Here is a 16,984-nt window from a genome sequence, read left to right on the forward strand (position 1 = left end):
AGTATCGAGTCCTAAGTATCAAGTATCAAGATAATTGTTTCGACACTTGATACTCACTACTTGCATCTATTTATAAAAAGGAAATTTAACTACTTTGGCTTTGATTGGCGTATTTCTGATGTTGATAAAAATCTCTGTGCCTTCTTTAGAGAAATCTTTAGCTACATACCCCATACCAATTGCTTTTTGCAATGAAGGCGCCTGTGTTCCGGAAGTTACCTTACCAATGATATTTCCTTCTGCATCTGCAATTTCATAATCATGACGGGGAATACCGCGATCGATCATTTCGAAGCCAACTAACTTCTTTTGGATGCCTGCATCTTTTTGAGCTTGTAAGGCTTCGGAATTTGTAAATGGTTTAGAAAATTTAGTAATCCAACCTAAACCAGCTTCAATTGGAGAGGTGGTATCATCTATATCATTTCCATATAAACAGAACCCCATTTCTAAACGCAAGGTATCACGAGCGCCCAAACCGATAGGCTTAATGTTCTGCGCTTTACCTGCCTCAAAAATGGCATCCCAGATTTTATCGGCGTGCTCATTTTCAAAATAAATCTCAAAACCACCAGCACCTGTATATCCAGTTGCAGAAATTACTACATTATCTACACCTGCAAACGTTCCTTTAATAAAAGTATAATACTCCATAGACGCTAAATCTACATCCGTTAAAGTTTGCAAGGCATCTGCTGCTTTTGGTCCCTGAATAGCTAATAAAGATGTCTGATCAGAGATATTATGCATTTCCACATCATTGCTGTTAAACTGTTGAATCCAGTTCCAATCCTTTTCTATATTTGATGCATTTACCACCAGCATATATGTTTTCTCATCTATGCGATAAACCAATAGATCATCTACAATTCCACCATCCTGGTTCGGTAAGCAAGAATACTGAACTTTACCGTCGTATAATTTCGACGCATCATTACTGGTAACCCTTTGAATTAAATCTAAGGCATTATCGCCCTTCAAAATAAATTCGCCCATGTGGCTCACATCAAAAACACCTACTCCGTTACGAACAGTTGCATGTTCTGCATTGATACCCTCGTAAGTAACAGGCATATTATAGCCTGCAAATGGAACCATTTTAGCGCCTAAAGCGATGTGTTTTTCTGTTAATGCCGTATTATTCATGCTTAATCTTTATTTGCCGCAAAAGTACTAAGAAAACAGCAATGTTTAAGTCTTAATTTCGGGAGACATTATACAGAGTTCAATCTCTAAAATCCATATGCACAGCAACTGGCCATACCAAAAGAGATAAATGAGCATGTTTTTTATTAAACTACGCAAGAAATAAAAATAACAGCTAACTTAAATTTGTAATCAAATTTGCTAAACGTGCTTATTCTTTTGTAAATTCAATTAACTGAAACCAAATTCTAGAGAAGCCAATATAAAATTATTCTTATGAGTATAGAAAAAGAGCTTTCGCAAGAAAGAACTACAGAATTAATCACCATACTAAAAAATCGTTTCGACAAAAACATGCAGCGGCACCAGGAGCTGAAATGGCAGGATATAGAAACCAGACTAAGGTTAAATCAACATAAATTATGGTCGCTCAATGCAATGGAAGAAACTGGTGGTGAGCCGGATGTGATATTTTTAAACAAAAAAACGGGTGAATATCATTTTATCGATTGCTCGGCCGAAAGTCCAAAAGGTCGACGAAGCTTATGTTACGATCGGGCGGCACTGGATGCCAGAAAAGATAATAAGCCAGAAAATAACGTAATCGATTTAGCTGCAGAAATTGGAATCGAACTTTTAACAGAAAAGCAATATCGTGACTTACAAAAACTTGGCAAGTTTGATGAGAAAACATCAAGCTGGATCACGACACCAGACAACATCCGGAAACTTGGCGGCGCACTTTTCGCCGATTTTCGCTATGATACCGTTTTTGTTTACCACAATGGTGCACAATCTTATTATGCAGCCAGGGCTTTCCGTGGATTGTTATGTATATAGACCTTCTCAACATTTATTAGCGACCAGATGTATCGTTTTAAGCGCTAATTAATTGCTGATAAATTTCGAGCATCTTAGATGAAATCAAATAAATACCATGATCAGTTTCTACGGTTTTACGGGCATTTTCACCAATTTCCATCCATCGTTTTGGATTGATAATGCATTGCAGAATGGAACGGTAAAATTCATCTGCAGAATCTGCAATAAGTATATCATAACCATGCTTGCAATTAATACCTTCGGCCGCGGTTGTAGTAGCGATGATACATTTTTTCATGGCCATTCCCTCAATAATCTTCACCCGCATGCCCGTGCCTGAAATCAACGGAACGATCATAATTGCTTTCGAATTCATAAAATCAACTGCATCAAAAACTTCCCCCTCCACAATCAGGTTATCAGAATCATATTCAAAGAAATGTTTCTGCATATTTTTACCTGCAATATAGAAGCGAAGATCTTTATTTAATTTTTCAATATCAGGCCAGATATCATCCAGAAACCACTCTAAGCCTTCCTGATTTGGTCGCCAATCCATTGCTCCCAAATGAAATAACGTTGGAAAGCTGGTTTTTGATTTATCTACCTTATACCGCTCCAAATCAATAGCTACCGGAAAAACCGACATTGGTACTTCACAACCAAACCGGAGAATACTTTGACGATCTGGCTCGCTGATGGCAAAAATTTGATGAAACCGATTAATTTGTTCTGTTTCATAAGCTTTTAATCGTTGCGCTAAAAAAGACAAATACTTTCTGCGAAGCAAAAAGGTTTCGGAATGAGAAAGACGCTCCCACATGGTAAACTCGATATTATGCGCACGGTAAATCAGCTTGGCATTGCTGTTGGCCTTAACGATATCCAGGTAAGGAACTACAAAAAGTCCTTCAAACTGGATGATATCAAAAACATTTTCCCGAAGAATATTTTCCAACTGACCAGCAGCTTCTTCAGTGTAGAACCTGGAAATATTATAAGATTGATTGGTGAAGATGTTAAAAAAAGCAGACCATACATTTACATCGGTATCTAAATCTACCGTGTGATACTTTATTTGCTCAAAAATAGGATCAGAAATGTCCTCAATATCTATTTTCCCCTTTGAAGGATTTAAACTAAACAAAGTAATATCTGCACCAAGTTGAAGCAAACCCTTCATGGTGTTATAAACCACTATGGGATAACCGCTATTTGGCGGAAAGGGAATCCGCTTAGTTATTAATAAAATCTTCACAATGCTGTGAAAATACTAAATTTTAAACGGTTTTTGAAAACAAATCTAATTGTGGATCGCGAACATTAAATGTTTTTCTGTGAAACGGAGAAAGCCCTATTTCCATCACGGCTTTTCGGTGTGCAATGGTTGGATAGCCTTTATTCTGTTGCCAGTTGTAATGAGGATAATCTATATGTAAATTAGCCATAAATTCATCACGATGGGTTTTAGCAAGAATAGAAGCTGCTGCAATATTTAAGTATTTGCCATCACCCTTTACAATGCAGCAGTGTGGAATTTGTGGATAGGTCTTAAACCGATTTCCATCAATAACCAAATATTGTGGTTGGGTCTGTAATTTCTCTATGGCGCGATGCATTGCTAAAAAAGATGCATTAAGAATATTGATCTGATCGATCTCTTCATGATCACAGGAGGCAACCGCCCAGGCCAAAGCTTCCCTCTCAATTATCGGGCGTAACAAATCACGTTGATTGTGGTTTAACTGCTTGGAATCATTTAACCCCTCCAAACAAAAACCTTTCGGGAGAATAACAGCTGCCGCAAATACTGGCCCAGCTAAGCAGCCTCTCCCCGCTTCATCACAACCTGCCTCTAAAAATTCTTCTTGGTAACAATTCAACAACATCTACTACTGTGATTATAATGATTTAATGAGTACTATGATTTAGAGATAATAATTTGACAGTAATTAATGAACACTATATTAAATTATTGAACAAAGATAATTGCCAAACCCGATTACAAGCAATAATTTTTCTTTAAATTGTAATTTGATAATAATTTAATGATAAATACTCAATATCCTGAAAGCGAATTAACTGGAAAGATCATCGGGTGTGCTATGGAGGTTCATAAGACTCTGGGTAATGGTTTTCAAGAAAAAATTTATCAGAAAGCCTTCGCTATAGAATTAAATAGTCAGGGCATAAATTTCGTACAAGAACATGAAATGAGCATATACTACAAAGGGCACTTTCTTGGTAAACGGAGGGTAGATCTGTTCATTGAAAATAAAATTATGGTCGAGTTGAAAGCCGTAATTTTACTGGATGATGCTCATTTGGCCCAAGCCATAAACTATTTGGAAGCATCAGGTTTTAAAATTGGCTTATTAATCAATTTCGGAAGCAGAAGTTTGCAGTTTAAACGGGTGATGAAACCAGGCACAATAATAAAGTAAAGTTGATTAAATTAATATTACTAAACTGACAAAATACTAATGAATCACTAAAGAAATCATAGCCATTCACTTAATCAAAAAATATCATAGCCTAAAATCATAGCTATCATTCGATCAAGAAAATCATACCCTAAAAATCATAGCCATCATTTAATCAAGAAAATCATAGTCCTACACCGTTACATTCTGCCCTTTTACATCAAATGCATCTCGAAGGCCGATTGCCAAAACATTAAAAGCATAAACCGTTAACATAATGGCTAACCCTGGTAAAACCGCTAAGTAGGCTGCATCCATAATAATATAGCCATAATGCTCTTTAATCATGCCACCCCAACTCGGCATTGGCGGCTGTGCACCAAAACCCAAAAAGCTTAATCCTGTTTCTAACAAAATCGCTGACGCAAAGTTAGATGAAGCCACCACAAGGATAGGTCCGGCGATGTTGGGTAAAATGTGTTTAATAATTGTTCTGCTTGTACTAAAACCCAAAGCCCTGGCGGCCTCAACAAACTCTACTTCTTTCAAAGCCATTACCTGACCACGCACTAATCGTGCTACATCTACCCAGGTAGATAAACCCACCGCAATAAAAATCTGCCAGAAACCTTTCCCTAAGGCAAAAGAAATGGCAATAACCAGCAGCAATGATGGTAGAGACCAAACTACATTCATGAACCAGCTAATTGCAGCATCTACTCTTCCACCAAAATAGCCGGCAATGGCACCTAAACTTATACCAATAAAAAGTGAAATTAATACCGCCATTAAGCCAACGGATAGTGAAACCCTTATACCTAAAATCAATCGGCTTAATAAATCACGGCCATATATATCTGTACCTAAAAGAAACTTTTGTTCGTAGATGTTCGATTTTTCAAAGCGCTGTTCAGGTGTTCCTGACTTACTTGGACTAGTGCAATTGTTACAGAGTTCTTTCAGACTATATATTGATTCTTTACTGGTTTCTTCTTTCCCAATATATTCATGAACCAAAACACGATCGCCCTTTATTTTGTAAGACGTAATGGGGATGCTCTTAAATCTGGGTTTTTGCCCGTAAAACATCCTTTCAAAAAAGCCCGCCTTATCAACATTTGGATATTCCTGGATAATTAAAAACTTAAACTTAGCCCCCATTGGCTCTTTACTAATCTGAACCGTTTGCGTATTGGCATCGGGGGAATCAACGGGTATTATAACATAGCCCAAAATTCCCATCGCCATTAAAAGCAAAATAAAAATCAGGCCAGCGAACGCCAACCTATTTCTTTTAAATTTTAACCAAACTTTTCTCGATGGGCTATTATCCATTTACCTAACCATTCTACCTTTCCAGTTGTATTTGCCACTATTTCCGGCAATGCCGATATATACCATATAAAGAATGTGTAGAACAGTTAAAAAAGGGATTAAGATGAGTAAGCTTCGTCGCTTCGCAAAGCCCGTAACATCCCATAAAAATAAGCTTTCTAAAATCATTTTAACTATCAATTGATAGAATGTTACCATTAAAAGGCCTGGAAAAAACAGTCCGGCAAAGAAATTAGCCAGTATACTCACATTGAAAACCCAAACAAAAACACCTAAAACAATGATGGCCTTATTTTTATACCGGGTACTTTTAGAAGCCCATCTTTTTCGTTGCTGTAAAAAAGATTGAAGATTTTCTTTCGCATGCGTGTACACAATCGCCTCTCTGTTTTTGAGAAACCCAATCTTGTCGGGGTATTTTGCTGCAATTTTATGGAGCAATAACTCATCATCTCCCGAGGCGAGATCATCAATTCCCTGGAAACCGCCAACTTCGTAAAAAGTCTTTTTCTCGTATGCTAAATTTGCACCATTGCAGGTTGATGGCTGTTTATTGCCAATTGTAGAAGCACCAAGGCCAATCAGATAAAGGAATTCCAGAGACTGCAAACGTTCGAATAAGCTTTTCTCTTCAAAATATGCCACAGGCGAAGAAATCATTTTATAATCCTGCTTTTCATAATAATTTACAATGGTAGAAAGCCAGTGTTCTCCCATTCGGCAATCAGCATCAGTGGTAATGATTAAATCTCCGGAACATGTTCCTATTGCAGTTTGTATCGCTTTTTTCTTATAAGAATTAAGTGCCTGATCTTCATTCAATCTAATTAGTTTCACTCCTTTATCTGCGTATGCCAATACAATCTCTGCAGTTCGGTCGGTTGAATGGTCATCAATAAAAATAATTTCCATTAAGTGCTTTGGATAATGCTGAGCAACCAGATCTTCAATTGTCCTGGTAATAATTAATTCTTCATCACGAGCAGCTACAATGATCGAAACTTTGGTTTCAGGTTTAATTTCATTTGGATGAAAATTAACAAGTTTGTGCCAACCTCTTATAAATGTGAGCACTAGAAAACCATAAACGAGGGTTAGCGTAGCAGATAATAAACTAGTTAGACTTAGAAATTCCAAAAAAATTGAGTTTAAAAACGAAATATGTGCCTAATATAGCAGGAATAATAATATTAATTAGCCAAATGCTTGCTGTACATGCAATCACAGCCACATGTTGATCGGTAATGTGCTTAAATAATTCTACTGCCGTAATGCTTCTAATGCCAACGTCGAACAAATCTAAAGATGGCAAAGCAGATTGAATGAAGAACAACAGGCAGGTCATCATTACGATATCCAGATAATTTAAACCTGGAATCAGCCATGCAAAAAGAATAAAATATTGAGAGCTGAAAACGGCATAACGAGCGAAGCAGAAAAGTATAATCCTGAATAATTCGGCTTTTCTGTACCGCTTTAAAATGCTGTAGAATTTTTTATATTTTCTGGTAAACTTAAAGGATAGTAGTATGCCATTTAACCATTGGATGTTGAAATAAAAAACGATAAAAAACAGGCAAAATATCAAGGCCAAAACCACAAGCGCGGTAAAAACCAGATTATCTATGGGTACAAACTGATAAACAAAAAAGCAAGCAGCGATTGCGCCAAACACATTGGTAAGCACCAACTGCCCGATATTCCCAACCGTCATGGCTACAATTCCAACAATCCGCCGTTTAGGGGAGAGGAAAAATACACGCCCCCCATATTCACCCAAACGATTAGGTGTAAAGATCGCTAAGGTTAGTCCACAGAAAACCGATTCAACTGCACGATAGAAACTAATGCGCTCGATATGGGTCATCAGCCTCTTCCACTTAGCGGCCTCTAAAAACCAATTCACCAGCATCAATACCAAAACCAGACCAATCACAACAATAATTTCTACCTGTGGAATATCTGTTAACAGTATTTTGAAATTGTGCAGATTTTCATTTGCCACCAGCTTATGGTAAATAAACCAAAAAGCAAATACAACAATGGCAGCTTTAATAAGGAGTGAAAATATTTTTTTGTTCTTGTCTGTCAAGATTATCTTTTTAGTTTGCAAATATGCTTAATATTGCTGTAATGTTGAATGAAAAAAAGGAACGGGTAATTATGGGTATAGACCCTGGTACGGCGGTGATGGGTTATGGCATAATTTTAGAAAAGGGAAATAAAACAGAATTAATTAGTATGGGCGTGGTGAAAATGACGCATCTTGATGATCCGTTTCTAAAACTTCAACGTATTTTTGAAAAAACAGTTGTACTTATTGATGAATACAAACCTGATGTTCTGGCCATAGAGGCGCCATTCTATGGAAAAAACATTCAGGTACTTTTAAAACTTGGCCGGGCACAGGGAATTGCTATTGCAGCGGCCCTATCCAGGAATATTTCAGTTACCGAATACTCTCCACGAAAAATTAAACAATCTATCACCGGAAGTGGAAATGCAACTAAGGAACAGGTTGCGGCAATGTTACAACGTTTACTGAATTTTAAGGAAACACCAGCGTTTTTAGATGCCACAGATGGATTAGCAGTTGCCGTTTGCCATTCTTTTCAGAAAATAACTTCAGGTGGAAAATCTAAATCGTATTCTGGCTGGGAATCTTTTGTGAGCGATAATAAAACAAAGGTTAAGGGATTGGAAATAAAGGCAAAGAAGTAGATCTTATCGAAATTTCTCGATGGATATACTAACCGATTCGTCATGCTGACCTGTAGCGCAGCGGAAAGCTACGCAGTAAATTTAGTTCAGCACCTATTTAGGTAAGATCTTGAATCAAGTTCAGGAAGACGATTCATCGCAAAATGTATTTCTTGAGGAATGTACTAACCGATTCGTCATGCTGACCTGTAGCGCAGCGGAAAGCTACGCAGTAAATTTAGTTCAGCACCTATTTTGGTAAGATCCTGAATCAAGTTCAGGAGGACGATCCGTTGCAAAGGGATTTCCTCGAGGGATGCACTAACCAATTCGTCATGCTGAAGGTTAATTTTTATTAATTAATTGATTTTTAGTTATTTAAGCAATCACATCAATGGTAGGCACGAAGCAATCTTAAAAGCCCTGGGTTTAATCTAACAGTTCTTGTAAGTTTGCTTCGCACTTCGTAATAAAGAGTTTCTTAGGGGATTATTTCCGACTATCAACCAAATTCTTTGTTGCCAAATCTCTGGTAATTTTATCTTTCCTAATAAAATACCTGATCGTAAAAAACACTCCAATTCCTACTAAAACTAACATCCAAAGGTTTGCCAATGCAAGGATGATTTCTTTAAAGATAGTCCAACCATTTACTATACCTAGCCTAAGTCGATTTCCAAAGTCAGGTTTGTAATCATAAATATTATCGTTGGCAACAACCATGGTTTTAATGGTATTATCCTGATAAAAATTAAGGGTTATGGTGCTGTATTTTACCCGACTATCGATTAGCATATTTTGCATTTTCTTGTCTATGTAATCGTCTTTAATAACAAGAGATGTTTCTACATTTGGGCTTTTCTTCGTCGCCAACTTATTAATTCGATCAACAGCCTCTCTCCTATTATCTACCTTAAGTTTATTTGTCAAATAGCTAATACTTTGATCATCCATTTTTAAAGATTGATTATCTACAAATACTGCCATTTTTGCAATGGTATTGGTAAACTCATCCAACTTTTCTGATGGAACTTTAGCTACAAGGTAGCCCTCTGTTTTATAAGAGGTGATTTCTTTAAGTGAATCGGTAGATTGCTTAACCTTTTCCGTTTCTTGAATTACACTCTGAATAGAAAACTCCGAAACTGTGCCTCCTTGATTTTTGATGGTCTGGCTTAACTTTTCTTTTGTGCTTTGTACATCTTTTACCCTAAACCGCATGTCTGCAGTTTTCACAATTTTTTCGGTAGCCGTAGTGTCTGCAGTTGCTGCATCCGGGATTACCATTTCTTGCGTAGATGCAACACTTTCATTGCTTTTATTTGCATTTTGACAGCCAAAAATTGTTAAAATTATGGCAATAGCAATTATATTCCTTTTCATGATTTTATGGTTCTAATAAAGTAATCATTTTAAATATTTGCTTCAAATGGCCATTCAAAGTTTCGACGTTTTTTGGTTAGTTTATCACATCGTGTTTCTCTTTATACAAAAAATAGATTAAGGTAACCCAACTGATAAAAGCGTTTGTTTCTTGATGATTTTTTCAAGAAAATTCCATAAATGGAAAGAATAATTTAAAAAGTAGCGGGTTGGGTAAAACCATACTTCCGTTTTCAAAAATTATTAATAAAAAATGTTTTAACAAAAAAAAGCCAATTACGTTTTTAACATAATTGGCTCTTATATGTAGAGAAAAATATTTTAAGCGTCTAAAATTTTAAATACCCCTTTAATTGCGATGATTGCTCCGATAAATAAAATAATCCAGGAAACTAAAGATAATACCCAAGAATCAAATGCAAAACGAGCATAAGTACCCACCATACAAATCAGTACACCAAAAATCATTAACTTATAAATTCCTGGCTGATTAGCCGTTTGCATACTTTTTGTATTGTGCTTTAATTCGTTATTTTCCATAATCTTATTTTTATGATGCAGCAAAAGTAATACTTATTGCTGAATAATTACAAATACTTAGTAACTTTTTAATCGTTCTAAACGCTGTTTTGCTTTATCCTTATCATTTAGTTTTTCTCCCTGATATAAAGGTTTTTCCCAGTCGCCATACATTGGATTTGGCAACACAATATACTTGCTCCCAAAAAGCGCCTGATTTACATTAACTTGTTCGGCTGTATTTTTGTTTTCGCGGTAGAAAACATTAGAAAAATCACTTAAATTATCGCCACAAAACATTAAAATATTATGAGTTTCCACAACTTTTTGCCTGCGTGGTTCTTTATTCGAATTACCTTTAGATACAATCAGATGAGCATCATCTGCAAATGGAAATCCAAAAGCCTGGAGGTTCTTTAATGTTGCAGCGTAATCTTTTTCATCTCGGTTACTAATGTAAAAGGTTTCTATATTTTTAGAAGCTGCGAACTTTAAAAATGCTAAAGCGCCAGGAACGGTATCTGCCTTAGCGAGGCTAGTCCACTCAGTCCAATCTGCAGCGGCATAACTTAAACCTTTTTTAATTTCATGACCTTGAAATGCTGAATTATCTAAAACTGTTTCATCAATATCAACAACAATACAGTTCGGTTTTGTACTGGTATCTGCCCATAAGGACTCTTTTAATGACAAACGAGCAAAATTATAAGCCTGAAAACATAAAGCCCTGTACTCGCCTGATGTTTGTTGCCAAAGCACCGCATTGGTATAATCCCGGGCTGGACTTTGAGCTTTAACAAAAATTGGAGCGAGTGCTAAAACCAGAAAGATATATTTTTTCATTTTTTAAAATTAAAAGGCAAAGGTATTAAGAATCTAATTATACAATATCATTTAATTCCCGAAGAACCTGTCTAAAAATTATAATTTATCAACTTACGAAATTTCAATAGCCTGTGGGTTGAAGAATTTCGTAAGTTTTGATGACAGTACCATAAAACTTTCGAAGTATTTCCCACAGCAAAAGCCACCAAAACTTCGCAAGTTGATCTTCATTTATGAAACTTAAACAGTTTCGAAGAAAATAACATTTAAATAAGTTAAGTAGCATCACTGATAAATATTTATATTATGTCTTTTCCCATCTTCTTAGTTTGTATTTTTTTATAGCTTTGAGCACACACAAAAGAAATCATTATTATGAAATTTAAACACTTACTAGGCTTTAGCATGGTCTTGCTATGCTTTGCTTCCTGCAAGAAGGATAGCACCATCATTGAGCCACCAATCGAACCAAAAGAAGATCCTCTTGAGTATGCAAAAGATAGTATCTCATATAGCATTAATGGGGTTACATATAACAAAACTGAATCTTCCAGTTTTTATAGTGCTGGCAATCGTCAACCCTATTCGAAAGTGGATTCAATAGTAAATAATGCTTATTACATATCAGGCATTAAGGATTCTGTTTTATACTCCAGAAAATATGGATTTAGCAGTGACAGGCAGAAGGTTGATGTAATATTTATTAAAACTTATAGTAAAGCTGCAATGCTGCAATCCTTAATTTTGAGACCAAAAAACATCATGGATTTATTTACTGTTGGATCGAGAAACTATGCTTTAGATTATGAACGGGATAATATACAAAATGGTATTGCTTTAACTATTTCTGATGGTTTTAGAACTTACGGTTCAGAATCATTTAGAATGCCATCTCAATTAAGTTCAGATGCTCAAAAAAATTCAAAATTTGAAATCACAAGCTTAAGAAAATTAAATTCTGGCACTTACATTTTAGAAGCTAAATTTAATGCTATCGTTTTCAACGAAAAGAATGAAAGTAAGAAACTAGAAAATGGATATCTGAGATTAGTTATGAGTAAATATGACACAATTTTATAGAAGAGAACACCTTAACTTTGATCTTATCAAGGTATAATACATTTGCTCTTATATTACAAAGCTTCATTATTATAAAAACCTCATTTCAATTTAGGAATGGGGGTTTAAATGCATAGGGGGAGAGTAAATGTTAACCTTTCAAAAAGCTTCCCCTATCATTTTTTGACACCAGCAATGTTTCTGCATCAGCATAAGCTTTAGTAAAAGTTACCGGGATTTTATCCTTTGCTTTTTCATTCCACTTAAATTCTACAGCCAAAAGTTTATCTGTTCTTTTCTCAATATAATCTATCTCTTGCTGTTGAGTGGTTCGCCAAAAGAACAACTCCGCCTCTATTTGATTCTGTTGCAGATACTTTTTGCGTTCACTAATCATGTAATTTTCAAACAGTGCGCCAACATCATTTCTATTGGCTATCGGATTAAAATTCCGGGTAATTGCATTTACAATACCGGTATCGTAAAAATAGATTTTCTTATTTTTTTTTATCTCATTACGCACATTGCCCGAAAAGGCAGGCAGAACAAAAATCACAAAAGCTTTTTCCAATAGATCAATGTATTTATCCACTGTTTTTTGGTCGGCTTTAACCAATTGAGCCAATTCCGAAAAGTTTACTTCGCTACCAACCTGTAAAGCCAGGGCTTTTACAATTTTCTCAAAAAGCAGTGGTTTTTTTACGTCTTCTAGCGCGAACAAATCCTTGTACAAATAGCTATCTGCCAGCAGTTTTAAATGCTCTTCTGCATTTTGCGGATCATTAACGATTTCAGGATAAGAACCGTAGACTAAACGTTGTTCTATAGATCGCTCCTCTGTAAGAAAATCCGTATCATTTACCAACTCAGCGTAAGAGAATGGCAGCAACATCATCTCATATTTCCTGCCTGTTAATGGCTCATTAATTTTACCAGACAATTCAAAGGCAGATGAACCAGTAGCAATCACCTGAACGTTTTTGAAGCGATCTACTATAATTTTAATTAATAATCCAACATCAGTTATACGTTGTGCCTCATCTATAAAAAGCACTTCGTAACTGCTTAACATCAGTTCAATCTGTGCTGCATTTGGTTTAGCCAAGGTTTCTCTAACATCAGCATCATCTCCGTTAAGGTATAATGTCTTTTTATCTAACTTAACCAGTAATTGTTCTACAAAGGTAGTTTTACCCGATTGCCGTGGCCCAAAGACAATAAAAGCTTTTCCTTTAAAAAGGCGAGCCAAAGCATAATTGATCTGGTTTCTAACAATCATAGTATGTTACATTTATACAAAAGTATAATAATTTCGGATTACATTCCAAAATAAACATAATAATTTTGGATTACATTCCAGAATAAACATGATAATTTTGGATTAGAATAATTTATTAAATAAAAAAACCCATCTCAATTAAGAAATGGGCTTATCATTTACATATAGACTTTGGACTAAATACTTCCGATTCCTGACTTTATTTTCTATCCATTTAATGCAGCTGCACCACTTACAATCTCTGTCAACTCAGTTGTAATTGCTGCCTGACGTGCCTGGTTATAAGAAAGTTTTAAAGCTTTCAACAATTCACCAGCATTTTCAGTTGCTTTATCCATTGATGTCATACGTGCGCCATGCTCAGATGCATGAGAATCCAACACCGCTTTATATAACTGAATTTTAATTGATTTTGGAATTAACTGCTCAACGATTTCTTCTTGCGATGGTTCCAGAATATAATCAACATTAGAAGCCTTTGTACTTACTTTGGTTACTTCTTCAGCTTTAGGCAATGGCAACAACTGCTCAGTGGTAATAAATTGTACTGCCGCATTTTTAAAACGGTTGTAAACTAATTCTACTTTATCAAAGTCGCCTTTTATAAAGGCAGCCATAATAGCATCTGTAATTTTAGTAACGTTTTCGAAAGTTAAAGCAGCATAAACCTCATTGTTATTACCAATAACGTTGTAGTTACGTTTTTCGTAAAAATCCTGTGTTTTCTTACCGATTGAAATAATGCTAACGTTACCGTTTTTCAACTGTTCGCTATATTTTTCGGCAATTAAATTATTGGCCGCTTTAATTACGTTCATGTTAAATGCACCAGCTAAACCACGGTTTGATGATACAGTAACAATTAAAACCTTATTGGGCTCACGCTCTTCAATAAAAGGTGATGAAGAACCCTCTAAACTTGCTGAAAGATTTTCTAAGATTTCTTTTAGTTTAGTTGCGTAAGGACGTAAAGCGATAATTGCATTGGTTGCACGTTTCAACTTAGCCGCCGAAACCATTTTCATAGCTTTGGTAATCTGCTGTGTTGATTGTACCGATGCAATTCGGTTTCTTACTTCTTTTAAATTAGCCATTCTTTAAGTATCGAGTATTAAGTATCAAGTATCAAGATTAAATTTGTTTAGCAGTCTTGATACCTGATACTCGCTACTTGTATCTAATTAGTATTTACTTGAGATCTCTTTTGCTACCGTATCTAAAACACCAGTGATGGTATCATCAAACTTCCCTGCTTTAAGTGCTGCTAAAGTTTCAGGATGACGCATTTCCAATTGAGTTAAATATTCAGTTTCGAATTCTTTTACTTTATCAACCGGTACGCTACGCATTAAGTTTTTAGTACCAGCGTAAACAATTGCAACTTGTTTCTCAACTGTAAAAGGCGTAAACTGTGCTTGCTTTAACATTTGTACGTTACGTGCACCTTTATCTAAAACCGATTTTGTTGCAGCATCTAAATCAGAACCGAATTTAGAGAAAGCCTCTAATTCACGATATTGTGCCTGATCTAACTTCAAAGTACCAGCTACTTTTTTCATCGATTTAATCTGCGCATTACCACCCACACGTGATACCGAAATACCTACGTTAATAGCCGGACGAATACCTGAGTTGAATAAGTTCGACTCTAAGAAAATCTGACCATCAGTAATCGAAATTACGTTAGTTGGAATATAGGCGGAAACGTCACCTGCTTGAGTTTCGATAATTGGTAAAGCTGTTAATGAACCACCACCCTTAACAATGTGTCTGATAGATTCTGGTAAATCGTTCATCGCCTTAGCAATATCATCGTTCGAATTAATTTTTGCAGCTCTTTCTAACAAACGACTGTGTAAGTAGAAAACGTCACCTGGATATGCTTCACGGCCCGGTGGACGACGAAGTAATAAAGATACTTCACGGTAAGCTACAGCTTGTTTAGATAAATCATCATAAACAATTAATGCTGGTCTACCTGTATCACGGAAAAACTCACCAATTGCAGCACCAGCAAATGGAGCATAAAACTGCATTGGAGCAGGATCAGCAGCCGAAGCAGCAACAACAACTGTATATGGTAAAGCGCCGTTTTCCTCTAGTGTACGTACAATGTTTGCTACGGTAGAGTTTTTCTGACCAATAGCTACATAAATACAGAACACAGGTTCGCCTGCTTCATAAAATTCTTTTTGGTTGATAATGGTATCAATACAAACGGCAGTTTTACCAATCTGACGATCGCCAATAACCAACTCACGCTGACCACGACCGATTGGAATCATTGCATCGATTGCTTTAATACCAGTTTGTAAAGGCTCATTTACCGGCTGACGATAAATTACACCTGGTGCTTTACGCTCTAAAGGCATTTCGTAAGTTTCACCTAAGATTGGACCTTTACCATCTAAAGGCTCTCCTAATGTATTTACTACACGACCAAGCATACCTTCACCAACTTTAATAGAGGCAATTTTTTTGGTGCGTTTAATGGTATCACCTTCTTTAATCTCGTCTGAAGCACCTAAAAGTACCACACCAACGTTATCTTCTTCAAGGTTTAATACAATGCCTTGCAGGCCGTTTGCAAATTCAACCAACTCACCCGATTGAACTTTAGTTAAACCGTAAACACGGGCAATACCGTCGCCCACTTGCAATACGGTACCAACTTCTTCCAGTTCGGTTTCTGATTTGAAGCCTGCCAATTGCTGTCTGATAATTGCCGATACTTCGTCTGGTCTTACCTCTACCATAATCTATTTATATCTTTTTGTAAATGTTTAGTGCTTGGCGCATGGCGGTTGGCCTTCAATGCCACACGCTTAGCGCATCCTTTTTATTGTAGACTTGGTAATCAGCAATTAATGCTTTTTACCTTGTGCATAATGTTTCTATTTTCCGGTTTGACAATTTGCTTTCAGCGCTTAACGCCTTCTACAAATGCCTGGTGCTAATGCGCTAATTCTTTCTTCAGCTTACTTAAACTGCTGGCAATACTAGCATCAAACTGCTTATCGCCAACCTTTAAAATAAAACCGCCAATTAGTTTATCATTAACTTTTTCATTAAAGATAACCTCTTTAGCACCTAGTTCTCTTTTTACTGTTGCAACAATCTGCTCTTTTGCCTCGGCACTCAATGCAGTAGCACTGATTACATCAGCAGTAACAATACCTTTAATCTGATTGTATTGTTGTACAAATTGCTTTGCAGTAGTAAATAATATGGAAGAACGCCCTTTACTTACCACAACCTTAAAAAAGGTAAGGGTTAATTTGCTTACTTTACCTGCGAAGATACCGTTTAAGATCCCTATTTTTTTATCAAGAGGTACAATTGGATTTTTAAGTATCGCTTCCAGTTCAGGGGTATCATCGACCACTTTCTCAAACAAAACCATATCATTATATGATTCGGCTAACACGTTATTTTCAACGGATAGATCGATTAATGATTTAGCGTACCTGCCTGCAACTTTAATTTCTGACAT

Annotated in this window: 17 protein-coding genes; 4 read left to right on the top strand and 13 right to left on the bottom strand. The window is 36.1% G+C overall.

Annotated elements, in window-relative coordinates; translation table 11 throughout:
- Window positions 1-66 precede the first annotated feature (66 nt).
- Window positions 67-1,146, bottom strand: coding sequence for a glycine cleavage system aminomethyltransferase GcvT (gene gcvT, locus ACN1CD_RS11475; protein ID WP_419130533.1), 1,080 nt, complete (start codon window positions 1,144-1,146; stop codon window positions 67-69).
- A gap of 276 nt (window positions 1,147-1,422) precedes the next feature.
- On the opposite strand from gcvT, the gene ACN1CD_RS11480 reads away from it, so the two are divergent.
- Window positions 1,423-1,986 (top strand): DUF4256 domain-containing protein, encoded by a 564-nt coding sequence (locus tag ACN1CD_RS11480; RefSeq protein WP_419130534.1) that lies wholly within the window; start codon window positions 1,423-1,425, stop codon window positions 1,984-1,986.
- A 37-nt stretch (window positions 1,987-2,023) separates the two neighbouring features.
- Here ACN1CD_RS11480 and ACN1CD_RS11485 read toward each other — a convergent pair whose 3' ends face one another.
- Together ACN1CD_RS11485 and ACN1CD_RS11490 are read right to left on the bottom strand one after the other, a co-directional pair.
- Complete coding sequence (locus ACN1CD_RS11485; protein WP_419130535.1) at window positions 2,024-3,226, bottom strand: glycosyltransferase family 4 protein; 1,203 nt, start codon at window positions 3,224-3,226, stop codon at window positions 2,024-2,026.
- 22 nt (window positions 3,227-3,248) lie between these two features.
- Entirely contained in the window at window positions 3,249-3,857 is a 609-nt protein-coding gene (locus ACN1CD_RS11490) for a ribonuclease HII (protein WP_419130536.1), read from the bottom strand.
- A 159-nt stretch (window positions 3,858-4,016) separates the two neighbouring features.
- On the opposite strand from ACN1CD_RS11490, the gene ACN1CD_RS11495 reads away from it, so the two are divergent.
- A complete protein-coding gene (locus ACN1CD_RS11495) occupies window positions 4,017-4,412 on the top strand; it encodes a GxxExxY protein (RefSeq protein ID WP_419130537.1) in 396 nt (131 codons plus the stop codon).
- 171 nt (window positions 4,413-4,583) lie between these two features.
- On the opposite strand, the gene ACN1CD_RS11500 is transcribed toward ACN1CD_RS11495, so the two are convergent.
- From ACN1CD_RS11500 to ACN1CD_RS11510, 3 genes are read right to left on the bottom strand one after another with little or no spacing between them, the layout of a single operon-like run.
- Window positions 4,584-5,726 carry an ABC transporter permease gene (locus tag ACN1CD_RS11500; protein ID WP_419130538.1) on the bottom strand — a complete coding sequence of 381 codons (1,143 nt, stop codon included), beginning with the start codon at window positions 5,724-5,726 and terminating at the stop codon, window positions 4,584-4,586.
- Complete coding sequence (locus ACN1CD_RS11505; RefSeq protein ID WP_419130539.1) at window positions 5,727-6,863, bottom strand: glycosyltransferase family 2 protein; 1,137 nt, start codon at window positions 6,861-6,863, stop codon at window positions 5,727-5,729. It abuts the gene before it with no gap.
- Window positions 6,841-7,818 (bottom strand): hypothetical protein, encoded by a 978-nt coding sequence (locus ACN1CD_RS11510; RefSeq protein ID WP_419130540.1) that lies wholly within the window; start codon window positions 7,816-7,818, stop codon window positions 6,841-6,843. Before ACN1CD_RS11510 ends, ACN1CD_RS11505 begins: the two co-directional genes overlap by 23 nt.
- A gap of 41 nt (window positions 7,819-7,859) precedes the next feature.
- Here ACN1CD_RS11510 and ruvC point away from each other — a divergent pair, with 41 nt between their 5' ends.
- The gene (gene ruvC, locus ACN1CD_RS11515; RefSeq protein WP_419130541.1) at window positions 7,860-8,447 is read left to right on the top strand and encodes a crossover junction endodeoxyribonuclease RuvC; all 588 of its coding nucleotides are present in this window, start codon (window positions 7,860-7,862) and stop codon (window positions 8,445-8,447) included.
- A 468-nt stretch (window positions 8,448-8,915) separates the two neighbouring features.
- On the opposite strand, the gene ACN1CD_RS11520 is transcribed toward ruvC, so the two are convergent.
- The 3 genes from ACN1CD_RS11520 to ACN1CD_RS11530 all read right to left on the bottom strand — a co-directional run bounded on the left by ACN1CD_RS11520 (window position 8,916) and on the right by ACN1CD_RS11530 (window position 11,171).
- Window positions 8,916-9,809, bottom strand: a complete 894-nt coding sequence (locus ACN1CD_RS11520) for a DUF4349 domain-containing protein (protein ID WP_419130542.1) — start codon at window positions 9,807-9,809, stop codon at window positions 8,916-8,918.
- Window positions 9,810-10,130: 321 nt separating this feature from the next.
- Window positions 10,131-10,349 carry a hypothetical protein gene (locus tag ACN1CD_RS11525; protein ID WP_320464455.1) on the bottom strand — a complete coding sequence of 73 codons (219 nt, stop codon included), beginning with the start codon at window positions 10,347-10,349 and terminating at the stop codon, window positions 10,131-10,133.
- Window positions 10,350-10,406: 57 nt separating this feature from the next.
- Window positions 10,407-11,171: a 5'-nucleotidase, lipoprotein e(P4) family gene (locus tag ACN1CD_RS11530; RefSeq protein ID WP_419130543.1), complete on the bottom strand. Its 765-nt coding sequence runs from the start codon at window positions 11,169-11,171 to the stop codon at window positions 10,407-10,409.
- 357 nt (window positions 11,172-11,528) lie between these two features.
- Here ACN1CD_RS11530 and ACN1CD_RS11535 point away from each other — a divergent pair, with 357 nt between their 5' ends.
- Entirely contained in the window at window positions 11,529-12,233 is a 705-nt protein-coding gene (locus ACN1CD_RS11535) for a hypothetical protein (RefSeq protein WP_419130544.1), read from the top strand.
- 130 nt (window positions 12,234-12,363) lie between these two features.
- Here ACN1CD_RS11535 and ACN1CD_RS11540 read toward each other — a convergent pair whose 3' ends face one another.
- The 4 genes from ACN1CD_RS11540 to atpH form a co-directional block, all read right to left on the bottom strand.
- The gene (locus ACN1CD_RS11540) at window positions 12,364-13,491 is read right to left on the bottom strand and encodes an ATP-binding protein (protein ID WP_419130545.1); all 1,128 of its coding nucleotides are present in this window, start codon (window positions 13,489-13,491) and stop codon (window positions 12,364-12,366) included.
- Window positions 13,492-13,697: 206 nt separating this feature from the next.
- Window positions 13,698-14,585, bottom strand: coding sequence for an ATP synthase F1 subunit gamma (gene atpG, locus ACN1CD_RS11545; protein WP_419130546.1), 888 nt, complete (start codon window positions 14,583-14,585; stop codon window positions 13,698-13,700).
- An 87-nt stretch (window positions 14,586-14,672) separates the two neighbouring features.
- Window positions 14,673-16,247, bottom strand: a complete 1,575-nt coding sequence (gene atpA / locus ACN1CD_RS11550; RefSeq protein ID WP_419130547.1) for a F0F1 ATP synthase subunit alpha — start codon at window positions 16,245-16,247, stop codon at window positions 14,673-14,675.
- 197 nt (window positions 16,248-16,444) lie between these two features.
- On the bottom strand, window positions 16,445-16,984 hold the full coding sequence (gene atpH, locus ACN1CD_RS11555; protein ID WP_419130548.1) for an ATP synthase F1 subunit delta: 540 nt from the start codon (window positions 16,982-16,984) through the stop codon (window positions 16,445-16,447).

The sequence above is a fragment of the Pedobacter sp. N23S346 genome, assembly GCF_048515415.1.
Classification (GTDB): domain Bacteria; phylum Bacteroidota; class Bacteroidia; order Sphingobacteriales; family Sphingobacteriaceae; genus Pedobacter.